At 72.6% G+C, this 12664-nt stretch carries 13 protein-coding genes and 1 pseudogene; 7 read left to right on the top strand and 7 right to left on the bottom strand.

Annotated features, from left to right (window positions below; translation table 11 throughout):
* Positions 1 to 112, top strand: a pseudogene (locus tag IF45_RS0117910) (ATP-binding protein); the annotation flags it as partial.
* Between the two features lie 109 nt (positions 113 to 221).
* On the opposite strand, the gene IF45_RS0117905 reads toward IF45_RS0117910, so the two are convergent.
* The 3 genes from IF45_RS0117905 to IF45_RS0117895 all read right to left on the bottom strand — a co-directional run bounded on the left by IF45_RS0117905 (position 222) and on the right by IF45_RS0117895 (position 2905).
* The gene (locus tag IF45_RS0117905; protein WP_015507043.1) at positions 222 to 440 is read right to left on the bottom strand and encodes an acyl-CoA carboxylase subunit epsilon; all 219 of its coding nucleotides are present in this window, start codon (positions 438 to 440) and stop codon (positions 222 to 224) included.
* Positions 441 to 478: 38 nt separating this feature from the next.
* On the bottom strand, positions 479 to 2071 hold the full coding sequence (locus tag IF45_RS0117900) for an acyl-CoA carboxylase subunit beta (RefSeq protein WP_030308337.1): 1593 nt from the start codon (positions 2069 to 2071) through the stop codon (positions 479 to 481).
* A 294-nt stretch (positions 2072 to 2365) separates the two neighbouring features.
* Positions 2366 to 2905 carry a hypothetical protein gene (locus IF45_RS0117895; protein ID WP_008414930.1) on the bottom strand — a complete coding sequence of 180 codons (540 nt, stop codon included), beginning with the start codon at positions 2903 to 2905 and terminating at the stop codon, positions 2366 to 2368.
* A 319-nt stretch (positions 2906 to 3224) separates the two neighbouring features.
* Between IF45_RS0117895 and IF45_RS0117890 the strand changes: the two genes are divergently transcribed.
* Positions 3225 to 3836 carry a YceI family protein gene (locus tag IF45_RS0117890; protein ID WP_003951064.1) on the top strand — a complete coding sequence of 204 codons (612 nt, stop codon included), beginning with the start codon at positions 3225 to 3227 and terminating at the stop codon, positions 3834 to 3836.
* 372 nt (positions 3837 to 4208) lie between these two features.
* Entirely contained in the window at positions 4209 to 5684 is a 1476-nt protein-coding gene (locus IF45_RS0117885) for an SMP-30/gluconolactonase/LRE family protein (protein WP_030308336.1), read from the top strand.
* 298 nt (positions 5685 to 5982) lie between these two features.
* Here IF45_RS0117885 and IF45_RS0117880 read toward each other — a convergent pair whose 3' ends face one another.
* Positions 5983 to 6348 (bottom strand): cupin domain-containing protein, encoded by a 366-nt coding sequence (locus IF45_RS0117880; RefSeq protein WP_010641993.1) that lies wholly within the window; start codon positions 6346 to 6348, stop codon positions 5983 to 5985.
* 127 nt (positions 6349 to 6475) lie between these two features.
* Here IF45_RS0117880 and IF45_RS0117875 point away from each other — a divergent pair, with 127 nt between their 5' ends.
* From IF45_RS0117875 to murJ, 3 genes are all read left to right on the top strand, one after another.
* Complete coding sequence (locus IF45_RS0117875) at positions 6476 to 6958, top strand: SRPBCC family protein (protein ID WP_008414939.1); 483 nt, start codon at positions 6476 to 6478, stop codon at positions 6956 to 6958.
* A 151-nt stretch (positions 6959 to 7109) separates the two neighbouring features.
* Entirely contained in the window at positions 7110 to 7787 is a 678-nt protein-coding gene (locus IF45_RS0117870; RefSeq protein WP_008414941.1) for an SMI1/KNR4 family protein, read from the top strand.
* Between the two features lie 80 nt (positions 7788 to 7867).
* Positions 7868 to 9538, top strand: a complete 1671-nt coding sequence (murJ, locus tag IF45_RS0117865) for a murein biosynthesis integral membrane protein MurJ (RefSeq protein ID WP_030308332.1) — start codon at positions 7868 to 7870, stop codon at positions 9536 to 9538.
* 35 nt (positions 9539 to 9573) lie between these two features.
* On the opposite strand, the gene IF45_RS0117860 is transcribed toward murJ, so the two are convergent.
* On the bottom strand, positions 9574 to 10356 hold the full coding sequence (locus IF45_RS0117860; RefSeq protein ID WP_030308330.1) for a hypothetical protein: 783 nt from the start codon (positions 10354 to 10356) through the stop codon (positions 9574 to 9576).
* 185 nt (positions 10357 to 10541) lie between these two features.
* On the opposite strand from IF45_RS0117860, the gene IF45_RS0117855 reads away from it, so the two are divergent.
* Positions 10542 to 11156, top strand: coding sequence for an SMI1/KNR4 family protein (locus tag IF45_RS0117855; RefSeq protein ID WP_030308328.1), 615 nt, complete (start codon positions 10542 to 10544; stop codon positions 11154 to 11156).
* A 24-nt stretch (positions 11157 to 11180) separates the two neighbouring features.
* On the opposite strand, the gene IF45_RS0117850 is transcribed toward IF45_RS0117855, so the two are convergent.
* The gene (locus IF45_RS0117850; RefSeq protein ID WP_030308327.1) at positions 11181 to 11993 is read right to left on the bottom strand and encodes a MerR family transcriptional regulator; all 813 of its coding nucleotides are present in this window, start codon (positions 11991 to 11993) and stop codon (positions 11181 to 11183) included.
* Positions 11986 to 12528 carry a VOC family protein gene (locus IF45_RS0117845; RefSeq protein ID WP_030308325.1) on the bottom strand — a complete coding sequence of 181 codons (543 nt, stop codon included), beginning with the start codon at positions 12526 to 12528 and terminating at the stop codon, positions 11986 to 11988. The genes IF45_RS0117850 and IF45_RS0117845 overlap by 8 nt, the downstream gene beginning before the upstream one ends.
* Positions 12529 to 12664 lie beyond the last annotated feature (136 nt).

The following is a 12664-nucleotide window of genomic DNA, read 5'->3' as shown; positions in this document are numbered from 1 at the left end:
CCAGATCGGCCCCGACGCCCCCATCATCACCACCGACGCACGCCACCGCGCCGACGCCAAGAGCGCACTCATCACCCTCGTGGAACACGCCCTGATGGCGCGCCTGCGCTAGCGGTACAGGGCCCCGGACACGCCGACGGCCCCCGCCCTTCCCGGAGTTCTCCGGAGGGGACGGGGGCCGTCGGGGTGTTCGGGGTGCGCCGCGCGGGGCGGCGCGGGGCTCAGCCCTGCCAGCTGTGCGGGGCGCGGAAGCCGGGGGTGCGCTCCAGGCGGCGCCAGCCGGCCCGGTCGCGGCCGCGGTGGCGGGCCTCCGGGGCGGGCCGGGCGGCGGCGCGGGCCATCAGGAGGGCGGTGATCGCCGCCAGCTCCTCGGGCTCGGCGTGGCCCTTCTCGACCCGCAGGAACTGCTCGGGAGTGGCCGGAACGGTGGGTGTGGCCATGGGGATGCTTCTCCGTGTTCTGGTGGGTCCGGTCGCCGTCACTGGGGCGGGTTGCCGTGCTTGCGGGAGGGCAGGTCCGCGTGCTTGGTGCGGAGCATGGCCAGGGAGTCGATGAGGACCTGGCGGGTCTCGGCGGGGTCGACGACGTCGTCGACGAGGCCGCGCTCGGCCGCGTAGTACGGGTGCATCAGCTCGGCCTTGTACTCCTTGACCATGCGTGCGCGCATCGCCTCGGGGTCGTCGGCGCCGGCGATCTGGCGGCGGAAGATGACGTTGGCCGCGCCCTCGGCGCCCATCACGGCGATCTCGTTGGTGGGCCAGGCGTAGGTGAGGTCGGCGCCGATGGACTGGGAGTCCATGACGATGTAGGCGCCGCCGTAGGCCTTGCGCAGGATCAGCGAGATCCGGGGCACGGTGGCGTTGCAGTAGGCGTAGAGGAGCTTGGCGCCGTGGCGGATGATGCCGCCGTGCTCCTGGTCGACGCCGGGCAGGAAGCCGGGGACGTCGAGGAGGGTGACGATCGGGATGTTGAAGGCATCGCACATCTGCACGAACCGCGCGGCCTTCTCGGACGCCTCGATGTCCAGGACGCCGGCCAGGGACTGCGGCTGGTTGGCGACGATGCCGACGACCTGGCCGTCGAGGCGGGCCAGGGCGCAGATGATGTTCCGCGCCCAGCGCTCGTGGACCTCCAGGTAGTCCCCGTCGTCCACCAGCTCCTCGATGACCTTGGCCATGTCGTAGGGGCGGTTGCCGTCGGCCGGGACGAGGTCCAGGAGCGCGTCGCCGCGCCGGTCCGCCGGGTCGGTGGCCTCGGCGGCGGGCGGGTTCTCCCGGTTGTTCTGCGGGAGGAGGGAGAGGAGGTAGCGGACCTCGGCGAGGCAGGTCTCCTCGTCGTCGTAGGCGAAGTGGCAGACGCCGGAGGTCTCGGCGTGCACGTCCGCGCCGCCCAGGCCGTTCTGGCTGATCTCCTCGCCGGTGACGGCGCGCACGACGTCCGGGCCGGTGATGAACATCTGCGAGGTCTCGCGGACCATGAAGACGAAGTCGGTCAGCGCCGGGCTGTAGGCGGCGCCGCCCGCGCAGGGGCCGAGCATCACGCTGATCTGCGGGATGACACCGGACGCTTTGGTGTTGCGCTGGAAGATGCCGCCGTACCCGGCGAGCGCGGAGACGCCCTCCTGGATGCGGGCGCCGGCGCCGTCGTTGAGGGAGACCAGCGGGGCACCGGCCGCGATGGCCATGTCCATGATCTTGTGGATCTTGGCGGCGTGGGCCTCGCCCAGCGCACCGCCGAAGATCCGGAAGTCGTGTGCGTAGACGAAGACCGTCCGGCCCTCGACCGTGCCCCAGCCGGTGATGACACCGTCGGTGTGGGGCTTCTTCTGCTCCAGGCCGAAACCGGTCGCCCGGTGCCGGCGCAACTGCTCGACCTCACGGAACGAGCCCTCGTCCAGCAGCAGGGCGATCCGCTCGCGGGCGGTCAGCTTCCCCTTGGCGTGCTGCGCCGCCGTGGCCTTCTCACTCGGACCCTGCTCGGCCCGCTGACGCAGGGCGTGGAGCTCGGCCACGCGACCACGGGCGTCGGCGGGCTCGCTCCCGGACTCAGCTGTCTCGTCCAAAACGGTCATGTAGCGACTCTACGAACCCGGGCCCCCAGAACCTGCCGTCGACTCCTCACAGTCTCCGGGCCGTTTTCCTGGAGCGGTCTCACAGGAAGATAGGGGTACGCAGCGCATTCGACTGCCGGGAGGGGGTCTGCGTTATGGGGTTCCGACAAAGGCCGGTGGGTCGCCGTCCCCTCACCCACCCGTAGGGACCCCACAAGCGGGCGCGGCCGAAGGAGGGGCTCCGCACGGCACGGGTCCGCCCGCCGAGGGTAGCGGCGGACGGACCCGGGAGGAAAACGGTGTCGGCGGGGCCGGTCAGCAGCCGCCGCAGTTGTGGTAGGTCACGTCCCAGTGGTTGCCCTCGTTGGCGTAGATGTTGCCGGAGCCCGACTGGTACTGGGCGGCGCCGTCGCCGCGCTGGCCGATGTAGGTGAAGGTGCCGGTGACGTAGTTGTTCAGGCAGGTGCTCTTGCCGAAGTCGAGCTTGTAGCCGTTCCAGTGCGAGTAGGTGCCGCTGGCGTGGCCGGTCTCGGTGCCGCCGGTGATGTTGATGGCGCAGCCGCTCGCCGACTTCAGGGTCTGGGCGCCCTGGGCGGTGGCGAGATTCAGCTGGTCGAAGGAGGTACAGGTCGACACGTTGCGGTTGGAGCAGCCCCCGGAGGACGACCAGGTGATGCCGGAGGAGGAGAACCGCGAGGTGGCCTGGGCGTGGGTGATCTTGGTGGCGGCCGCGCCGACCTCGGCGGTGGTGGAGGTGGGGGCCGGTGCGGCGCTGGCGGCGGTGGCGGTGCCGATGACGCCGAACCCGGCTCCGGCGACGAGGGCGAGGGCGCTCAGCGCCGAACGGATCTTCATGGGGGTCCTCCTTGCGGGGCGCGTGCGGCGCACGCGGCGGTGGGGGGTGCGTGGGGGTGGTGCGGAGGCCGTACGGGGCGGGGCAGACGCATAGTGCCCGAGTTCTACGCGGGTCACCAGGGGGCCTTACCGATCAGTTCCGGCCAACTAGGGGGCGCGTTCGGCGCGTGTGCATCCACCCGGAGGCCCACGCCGGAAGACGGCCCGACGGAAGATGTTGAAAGTTGAACCGAAACGCGTTACCTTCGGACTCGTTGAAACTTCAACATCTCCTCCCTGCTCCGGAGACCGCCCGGAGCACGTCCCCAAGGAGCACCTCATGGGCATCTTCGGCCGCAAGAACGAGACCACCGCCACCGCCGGCACCGCAGCCACCGCCGTCAGCCCGGAGCTGGCCGCGCTGACCGGCACGTACACGCTCGACCCGACGCACACCACGATCGGCTTCGTGGCCCGGCACGCCATGGTCACCAACGTCAAGGGCGGCTTCGGCGACTTCACCGGCACGCTGACGCTGGACGGCTCCGACCCGTCGAACTCCACCGCCGAGATCGACGTGGCCATGGACTCCGTCGACACCGGCAACGCGGACCGCGACGGCCACCTGAAGAACGCCGACTTCTTCAAGACCGACGAGTTCCCGAAGATGACCTTCCGCTCCACCAAGGCGGAGGCGCTCGGCGGCGACGACTACCGGATCACCGGCGACCTGACCATCCTCGGCACCACCCGCCCGCTCTCCATCGACCTGGAGTTCAACGGCTCCGCCACGGACCCCTTCGGCAACGAGCGCGTCGGCTTCGAGGGCACCGCCTCGATCCTCCGCTCCGAGTGGGGCCTGACCTGGAACGCGGCGCTGGAGACCGGCGGCGTCCTCGTCTCCGACAAGATCAAGCTCGTCTTCGACATCTCGGCGATCAAGAACGCCTGACGCGGACCGGCCCCCAGGGCACCGGGGCCCGAGAGCCCTACCGAGCGCGCCCGCCCTCCCTTCCGGAGGGCGGGCGCTCGCGCGTGCGGGCCCGCCGCCCGCACCGCCCACCCTTCGAGACGCCACTTGTCGCGGACCTGGCAAGGTCAGCAGACTGGCGCGCATGACGGGACACGCGCATCTGAGCCGTCGACTCCACGTCGACCTGGCCTACGCGTGCTCGGCCCTCTGTCCGGCCGCCTCCGTCCGGCCGTAGCCGGCCCCCGCTCCTCCCCCGCGCCGCCGCGCGCCCGCCCGCCGCCCGCCCCGCGCGGGTGGTGCGCCCTGCTGCCCCGCTCCCCTGCCGCCCCTGAGCCCAGGAGTCCCTCCGCCATGCCTCCACGCCTGCCCCGGTCCCGTTCCGCCCGCCGTACGCCCCGGGCCACCGCCTTCGCGGCCGCCCTGCTGCTCGCCCTCGCGGGCGCTCCGGCCGCCTGGGCCGCGCCGGGCCCCGAGGAGTTCGGGCCGTTGCCGCCGCACAACCCGTTCACGGGGCCGCAGGGCTCCGCGACCATGCACGGTGACAGCGGCTCCTCCGACGCCACCCCGCTGCCCGGCCCCGGCGACGGGCCGCTCACCTCCACCAGGACCGCGCTCCAGTCGGCCTGCCCCACCGTGCTGGTCGGCTCCGACGGCTACCCGGTGGCGCTCTGCACCCCGATCCTCGGCCAGGTGCCGACGGTGCACCTCCTCGACCCGGCCACGGGCCGCTCGCTGACCTCGCTGAAGATCGCCAAGGGCTCGCTGCTCGGCGGCGTCTACGCCTACCTCGACGACCAGGACCGGCTCGTCGCGGTCGACGGCGAGCGCGCCCTGCTGCGCATCGGCCACCGGCGCACGGCGGGCGGCGACTGGGAGCTGTACGTGGCGCGCTCCCTCTCGCTGCGGGACGCCGTGCCGGAGGGCGACGCGGTGACGGGGCTCTCCCCGGACTGGCAGGGGCGGGTCTGGTTCGCCACCGGCGGCGGCACCGTGGGCACCGCCGACGACGCGACGGGGACGGTGCGCACCCTGGCCCTGCCGGACGGGGAGCAGGTGGCCAACTCGATCTCCACCGCACCCGAGGGCACCGCCGTCTCCACCACCCACGCCACCTACCTGCTGACCGCCGGCGCCGACGGCACGCCGCGCGTGGCCTGGCGCCAGGCGTACGACCGGGGCCCGGGCCGCAAACCCGGGCAGCTGAGCTGGGGCACCGGCTCCACGCCCACCTTCTTCGGCCCCACCACCGGCACCGACTACCTCGCCTACGTCGACAACGCCTCCCCCACCGTCAGCCTCCAGGTCCGCTCGGCCAGCACCGGTGACCTGGTCTGCGAGCGGCCGGTGCTGACGCCGGGCGGCAGCGGGAGCGAGAACTCCCCGATCGGCGTGGGCCGTTCGGTCTTCGTGGCCGGCACGTACGGCTACCCCTACCCGAAGCTGCCGGAGGGCGCCGGTCCCAGCGTGCCGGCCGACGCGCGCTTCCGGGGCGGTCTGAGCCGGGTGGACGTACGCGCCGACGGGTCCGGCTGCGACCTGCGGTGGGAGAACGACACCCGCTCCTCGGCCGTCCCGACCCTCTCCACCGCCGACGGCCTGATCCACACGGTCGTCCGGCGCCCGCTGATCCCGGGCACGGACACCACGAGCCTGCTGGACCCGTACGCCTACGTACAGCTCGACCCGGCGACGGGGCGGGAGGTGCGGGCGCACCACCTGGGGGTCGGTTCGCTCTTCGACACGCTCCAGATGGTCGGCAACTTCGCGCCGGGAGGCGTCGTGTACCAGGGGACGATCACCGGCGTCGTACGGATCTCCGCGCGGTGAGCCGGGGTGGCGGGCGGTGCAGAAACGATCACCCGGTGACCGCCGTGAATGCGCTGGTCACACCCCCCGCACGCCCCGCACGTTCGGGTGACGCCGGGGGTGGCGCGGGTGGGGCCGGGTAGCTGACGGTCGGAGCCGAAGGGTGGGCGCGTGGGTGTGCGGGCGGAGCGGATGCCGCTCGCGCACCCCGGCCGACGCGCCCTCTGCTGACCCCTCGGCGCCACCCTCCGCCCTCTCCTCACCGCCCACCGCCGGGGTCGTCTCCCCGCTCCGGCCGGGGGTGGTCGGAGGGGGCGGTTCAGGGGGAGACGCGGTAACCCGGCACGGAGGGCCAGCGCACGGTCATGACGACGGACGGCTCCTCGGCCTCCCAGGAGTGGTCGACGCCCTTGCCCCAGATCACGTACTGCCCCTGTTCACTCAGGACCACGTCCTGGTCCGGGAACTCCATCCGGAACCGGCCGCTGACAAGGACCAGGAGCGCCTGCCGCTCCTCCCCGCGCACCCAGGCGGCGCGCCGCTCGCCCGCCTCGTGGACGCCCCATTTGATCTCCACGGCCTCGTTGTGGCGCGGGTCGTCCGGTGCCTTGAAGTGGCCCATGATCCAGCCGGCGTCCAGCGCGGCCTCCTCGGGGGCGTTGCCCACGTACACGTTCTCGCTCATCCTCCGGACGGTAGTACACGTGAGGGTGGTCTCCCCGGGGGCCCGAGGGTGGCCGGGCGGGAGCGGCTTTGGTTGGGTGGGGTGGTCCTGCTGACAGGTTGTCGTACAACAGAGGGGGTTGAGGGACATGAGGAGCACAGCGGAGGTCTCCGTGGCGGCCGTGATCGAGGCGGAGCCGAAGGCGGTCTACGAGCGGGTCGCCGACGTGGCGTCCATGGGGCGGTGGAGTCCGGAGTGTGTGCGGACGGCGGCGGGCGTCGGGCCCGCGCCGGTGGGCGCCGAGTTCAAGGGGACCAACAAGGGCCCGAGCGGCCGGAGCTGGTCGACGCGGTGCCGGGTGATGGTGGCCCGCTCCGGCGAGCGGTTCACCTTCCGGGTGCGGTTCTGGGGGATGCCGGTGGCCACCTGGGACTACCACTTCCGCCCGGTCGGGGACGGCACCGCGACCGAGGTGACCGAGACGGCCGTGGACCAGCGGAACCGGCTCCTGTGGTTCCTCGGTTCGGCGGTCAGCGGCGTCTGGGACCGCAGCGCGCACAACGCCGAGACCATGCGGGAGACCCTGGAGCGGCTGCGCGAGACGCTGGAGGCGGAGCGCCGGGCCGGCTGAGCCCCTCCCGGGCACCGGCCGTCGCCCTCCCGCGGGCGTCCGGGGGCGGCGGAACGTACGCCTGCCTCCCCCGGGCCTTCCCGTACGGTCACGCGCCCCGCGGCTGACGGCCCGTCCGGCGTTGTCGGTGGCGTGTGGTGGGATCGGACACATGAGCGATCACGGAACGACGGGGACCGCCGGGGACGAAGCGCGCGCCCGGGCGGTGCGGGACGCCTGGGCGCGCATCGACGCGTGGATGCGCGCCCACGCCCCGGACTCCTACGAGGTGCTGGCGCCGCCCGCCGACCCGGCGGCGGTCGAGGCGGCCCAGGCCGAGATGGGGGTGGGTTTCCCGGCGGACCTCCTCGCCTCCCTCGCCTGCCACGACGGCCTGCGCCACTGGGACAACTGCCTGCCGCTGCGCCCGCCCGAGCCCGTCGCCAGGATCGTCGACCACTGGCAGATGTGCGTCGAGATCGACGAGGACAACCGCGCCGACGAGGACGAGCCGGAGCCCGAGGGCGAGGAGCCCTGGTGGCACCCCCAGTGGATCCCCTGGGCCCAGAGCGACGGCGACGCCCAGATCATCGACATGCGTCCGGGCCCCGCCCAGGGCCGCCTCGGCATGGCCTACCACGACGACTGCGGCGTCTTCACCGGCGGCTGGCCGTCCCTGGCGGCATACCTGACCGAGGTCGCCGACGTCCTGGAGAAGGGCGGGGCCGTGGGCGGAACGTGGGCCCCCTTCCTGACGACCGAGGGCGAACTGTGGTGGTCCCTCAAGGGCGAGACCCAGCTCAACGGAGAGCCGCTGGTACCGGCTCCGGCGCCTGCGGCCGGTACCTGACGCCCCGCCGGGCCGGGGCTCACCGCACCGGCTCGATCAGGTGACGCGGCACGGCCGGGCGCGGCGTTTATGTTGAGCGCATGACACAGGGGGCGGACCCGGCAGTACGGGCGCGGACGGCGGAGGGGCGGGCGAAGAGCGCCGGTGGCGGGCTGGCCCGGTCGTCGCTGCTGATGGCGGTCGGGACGGTGGTGTCCCGGGCGACGGGGCTGATCCGGCAGGTGTTGCAGGCGGCGGCTCTGGGGACGGGGCTGCTGGCCAGTACGTACAACACGGCGAACACGGTGCCGACCAGTCTCTACACGCTGCTGATCGGCGGCGCGCTCAACGCCGTCCTGGTGCCCCAGCTCGTACGGGCCAGGGCGACGGAGCCGGACGGCGGGCGGGCCTACGAACAGCGGCTGGTGACGCTCGTCGTCTGTGTGCTCGGGGTGGGGACGGCGCTGGCGGTGTGGGCGGCGCCGGAGATCGTCGGCCTGTACATGCGGGACACGCCAGGGAGCCATGAGGCGTTCGAACTGACGGTGACGTTCGCCCGGTTCCTGCTGCCGCAGATCTTCTTCTACGGCCTCTTCGGCATCTACGGGCAGGTCCTCAACGCCCGGGAGAAGTTCGGGGCGATGATGTGGACCCCGGTGCTCAACAACGTCGTCTTGGTGGCGATGTTCGCGGCGTACCTCGGGCTGATGGTGGCGCCCGGCCGGGTGGAGGACATCACCGCGGATCAGGTGCGGCTGCTCGGGATCGGGACGACGGCCGGGGTCGCGCTCCAGGCGCTGGCGCTGGTGCCGTTCGCGCGGGCCGCGGGGTTCCGGTTCCGGCCGCGGTTCGACTGGCGGGGCACCGGACTGGGCCGGAGTGTGCACGCGGCGAAGTGGACGCTGTTGTTCGTGCTGGCCAACCAGGTGGCGCTGACCGTGGTCACCCACTTCGCCAACGCCGCCGACCAGGAACTCCCCGAGGCCGGCGCGGGCTACACCGCCTACATGTACGCGCAGACCATCTGGCTGCTGCCCCAGTCGATCGTCACCGTCTCCCTGGTGACGGCACTGCTGCCCCGCATGAGCCGGGCCGTCGCGGAGGGCCGTGTCGGGGACCTCCGCGCCGACCTGACGCGCGGGCTGCGGATCAGCGGCGTCGTCATCGTGCCGACCGCCTTCCTCTTCCTCGCCCTCGGCCCGCAGATCGCGGCCCTGCTCTTCGCCCACGGCGCGGCGGACGCCGACTCGGTCCGCCCACTCGGCCAGATGCTCCAGGCGTTCGGGCCGGGCCTCATCGCGTTCTCCGCCCAGTACCTGCTGCTGCGCGGCTTCTACGCCTTCGAGGACACCCGTACGCCGTTCTTCATGGCGGCCTGGATCGCGGGCGTCGACATCGCCCTGGCGAGCGCCTGCCATCTACTGCTGCCCGCGCGCTGGGCCGTGGTCGGCATGGCCGGGGCGTACACCCTCTCCTACCTCGCCGGACTCGCCCTCACCGCCCGCCTGCTGCGCCGCAGGCTCGGCGGGCGGATCGGCACCGGAGGCCTGGGCCGCGCCTACGGGAAGGTGCTCTGCGCGGCGGTTCCCGCGGCCGGACTGGGCTGGGCCGCCGCGCGGGCGGTCTCCGGGCCGGGCGGCCCGGGTGCGGCCGGGACGTGGTCCACCGCCGTGGCCCTGGCCTCCGGTGTCCTCTCCACCGCCGTCGCCTACCTCCTCCTCGCCCGCCTGCTCAAGGTCGAGGAGGTACGCCGGCTGCCGGGTCTGCGATGACGGGCGGGCCCGGTTCCCCGGCCCGCCCGTCCGGACTACCGCAGGGCGACGTGGTCGCCGCTCGACGACCTGGCTCCGGAGGTCGAGTTGCCGTAGTAGGTCCAGCGCCACGTCCCGGACTCGGTGGCCTTCACCGTGGTCTTGAGGGCGCCCTTGCTGTTCGACGTCACCTTCTTGACGGTCTTGTACGAGGAGGCGCCCGCGGGCTTGAACTGGAGGCTGACCTTGCGGCCCCCGTAGCCCTGATAAACGCGCTTGTCCCAGTTGGCCCGGGTGACGGTCCCCTTCACGGTGAGGGTCTTGCCCTTGGTCACCGGTTCCGGCGTGGCGTTGACGGTGAGGCGGGTGGCGCGCTTGACCTGGAGCGGCAGGTTCTCGTCGTCCACGTCGTGGCCGCCGCCGACCAGGGAGATCCGGGCGCACGTCTTCCAGGTGCCGGCGTCCTTGTTCTTGAGGTCCGCGTGTCGCGGGTGGATGTAGAACGCCACGTCGAAGTCGTATACGCCCTTCTTGGGGTCCACGACCCTGGGGTCGGTGCCGCCGGTGGCGCTCCAGAGCTCGTCCCCCTTCCCGAGCTTCCCCCGGTAGGGGTACACCATGGGGACGCCCTTGAACTTGAGCTTGGTCGTCATCCGCACGGAGGCGGGTATCTCGACCTCTTCCTTCACCCCGATCACGATCGGCTTGCCGCCGTTCACCTTGACCCGGCTGAAGGAGACCCCGCCCTCCGCCGCCCCGGCCGGCACCGCCGCCAGCCCCGTGAACACGGCCGCCGCCCCGCCGGCCACCGCCGTTCTCCACATCGTCTTCCGCGTCATCGCGTTCGTCCTCTCCGCCACTGCGTGAACAGGCGCGCAGGCGCCTCGGCCGGAGTCTGGTCCTCTCCGCTGATGGTGGGACAGAGGAGGGGCGTGCGCGGTTGTGCGCGGGGAGGGACACATTTTGATCACTGTGGCGGCGACGGCGGGAGGCACTGTCGGTGGCGGGTGGTGGGATGGACTGTATGGGTGACGACGAGGCGGGGCAGGCCGGGGCCGAGGCGGTGCGGGCGGCGTGGGGGCGGATCGACGCCTGGTTGCGGAAGTGGGGGCCGGATTCGTACGCGCGCCTGGCGCCGCCCGCCGAGCCGGGGGCGGTGGCGGCGGCGGAGGCTGCCCTGCACATGCGGTTCCCGGCAGAGTTGCGGGCCTCGTTGGGGTGTCACGACGGGGTCGGGGGCGAGGGGGTGCTGCCGGTGAAGCCGCCGTTGTCGGCCGCCGGGATCGTGCGGTACTGGACGAGGTGGATGGAGCTGACCGAGGAGGAGCGGGAGTTCGGGGACCCGGAGGAGGAGGGGGAACCGTCCTGGCACCCCCGGTGGATTCCGTGGGCGGAGAGTGACGGTGACGCCCAGATCATCGACGGGAGGGACGGGCCGGGGTTCGGGCGGCTCGGCATGAAGTACCACGACGAGGAGGGGAGTTTCGGCGACGACGCCCCGTCGCTCGCGGCCTACCTCACCGAGGTCGCGGACGCGCTGGAGAACGGGGGGTCGGTCGGTGGGCGGGTGGCGTATGTGGGGGTGAGCGGAGAGATGTGGTGGGCCGAGGCTCCCGCCGCCCCGTCCGACGGCGGGTGAGCCGCGCTCGCCGTACCGCTGCGGTCACCGGTCCTCCTCCCAGGTCGCGGTGGCGGGGTCGATGCCGTGGGCCCGCGCGGCGGCGTCGACGAGGTGGCGGAACCAGGTGGCGAGGCCCGGGCGGATGGCGTCATAGTGGGCGGCGAAGCCCGGGTCCTCCTCATACATGCGGCCGAGGCAGACCTGCATCTGCCGGGAGAGGGGGAAGTAGGACGCGAAGACCTCGCGGTGGCGTTCGACGAGGTGGTTCGCCTCCGGACTGCCCGGGGTGACACCGGCGTCCATCGCCTCGCCGAGGGCGCGTTCGAGCCGGGCGACGTCGTCGGCGACGGCCTGCCACTCCTCCGGGGTGCGGGAGGCCGAGCGTTCGGCGTACTGCCGCCATTGCGTCGTGTCCCCGTAGCGCTGACGGGCCTGGACCGGCCCGTCGGGGTTCCATCCGGGGCCGAAGATCGCGGCCTGTTGCTCGATGGTCAGCAGCAGGCCGTGTTCGTGGGCGTCGATCATCCGGTCGAGTCCGGCGGCGAGTTGCCGGAGGCGGTCGATCCGGGCGATGATCTGGGCGCGTTGCGCGCGCAGGGCGGCCGGTACGTCCGTGGCCGAGTCGTCGAGGACGGCGCGGATCTTGTCCAGTCCGAGGCCGAGTTCGCGGTAGACGACGATGCGGTGCAGGCGTTCCAGGTCGGGGGCGGTGTAGAGCCGGTATCCGGCGGGCGTGCGGAGGGAGGGCCGGGCCAGGCCGATCTCGTCCCAGTGGTGGAGCGCCCGGACCGTCACGTCCAGGCGCGCCGAGACCTGACCGACGGTCAGGCCCTCGGCGTCCGTGGTGTCAGGCATGCCGCTCATTGTCGCCCGGCGTCTCGCCGGGCGGGGTGATGCCGATGGCTTCCAGGTTGCGTGCCTCCTGGGTGTCCGGGTCGAAGGGTTTCGCGGCAGTGAAGACGATGCGCGCGTTCTCGGGGGTGACGACTTCCACGTCACGGGTGTTCCAGGGCGTGTCGCGCGGCCCCTCGACCGCGTCCGGGCGCAGCGCCCGGCATGCCGCGACGAGGGAGTCGACCTCGCTGAGCACGCCGGAGAAGCTGAAGCTCATCGCCGGCGGCTGGTCCGGAACGCTCTCCGCCGCCACGAGCAGTACGTCCTGGAACGCCCATCGGCGCAGGTGGACGAGGGTGCCCGGGATGCTGAACAGCTCGAAGAAGCCGAGCCCCCGCGTCCAGAACTCCACCGACACCGCCAGATCGGTCGTCGGGATGTTGACGAAGGCGGGCATGCCGTAGATGCCGCGGAACGGCTCCGGCGCGACCGCGTCGGGCCCGGGGGCGGGCACGGGGCTGATCTCGAACGCGTTGTAGTAGGTGTGGTCGCTCATGTGCCCCAGCGTCGGGCCTCACGTGACGTGAGGGTCAAGCCGGACGCGTGCGCCCTCCGGGCCTGGCGGAAAAGACCGCGCATCCGGAACACGCCCGTGCCAGGCTGACCGCATGACGACCTACCACCGAAAGGCC

The organism is Streptomyces albidoflavus, from assembly GCF_000719955.1.
In the GTDB taxonomy this organism is placed as follows: domain Bacteria; phylum Actinomycetota; class Actinomycetes; order Streptomycetales; family Streptomycetaceae; genus Streptomyces; species Streptomyces albidoflavus.
This window is presented reverse-complemented; position numbering and strand designations above follow the sequence as displayed.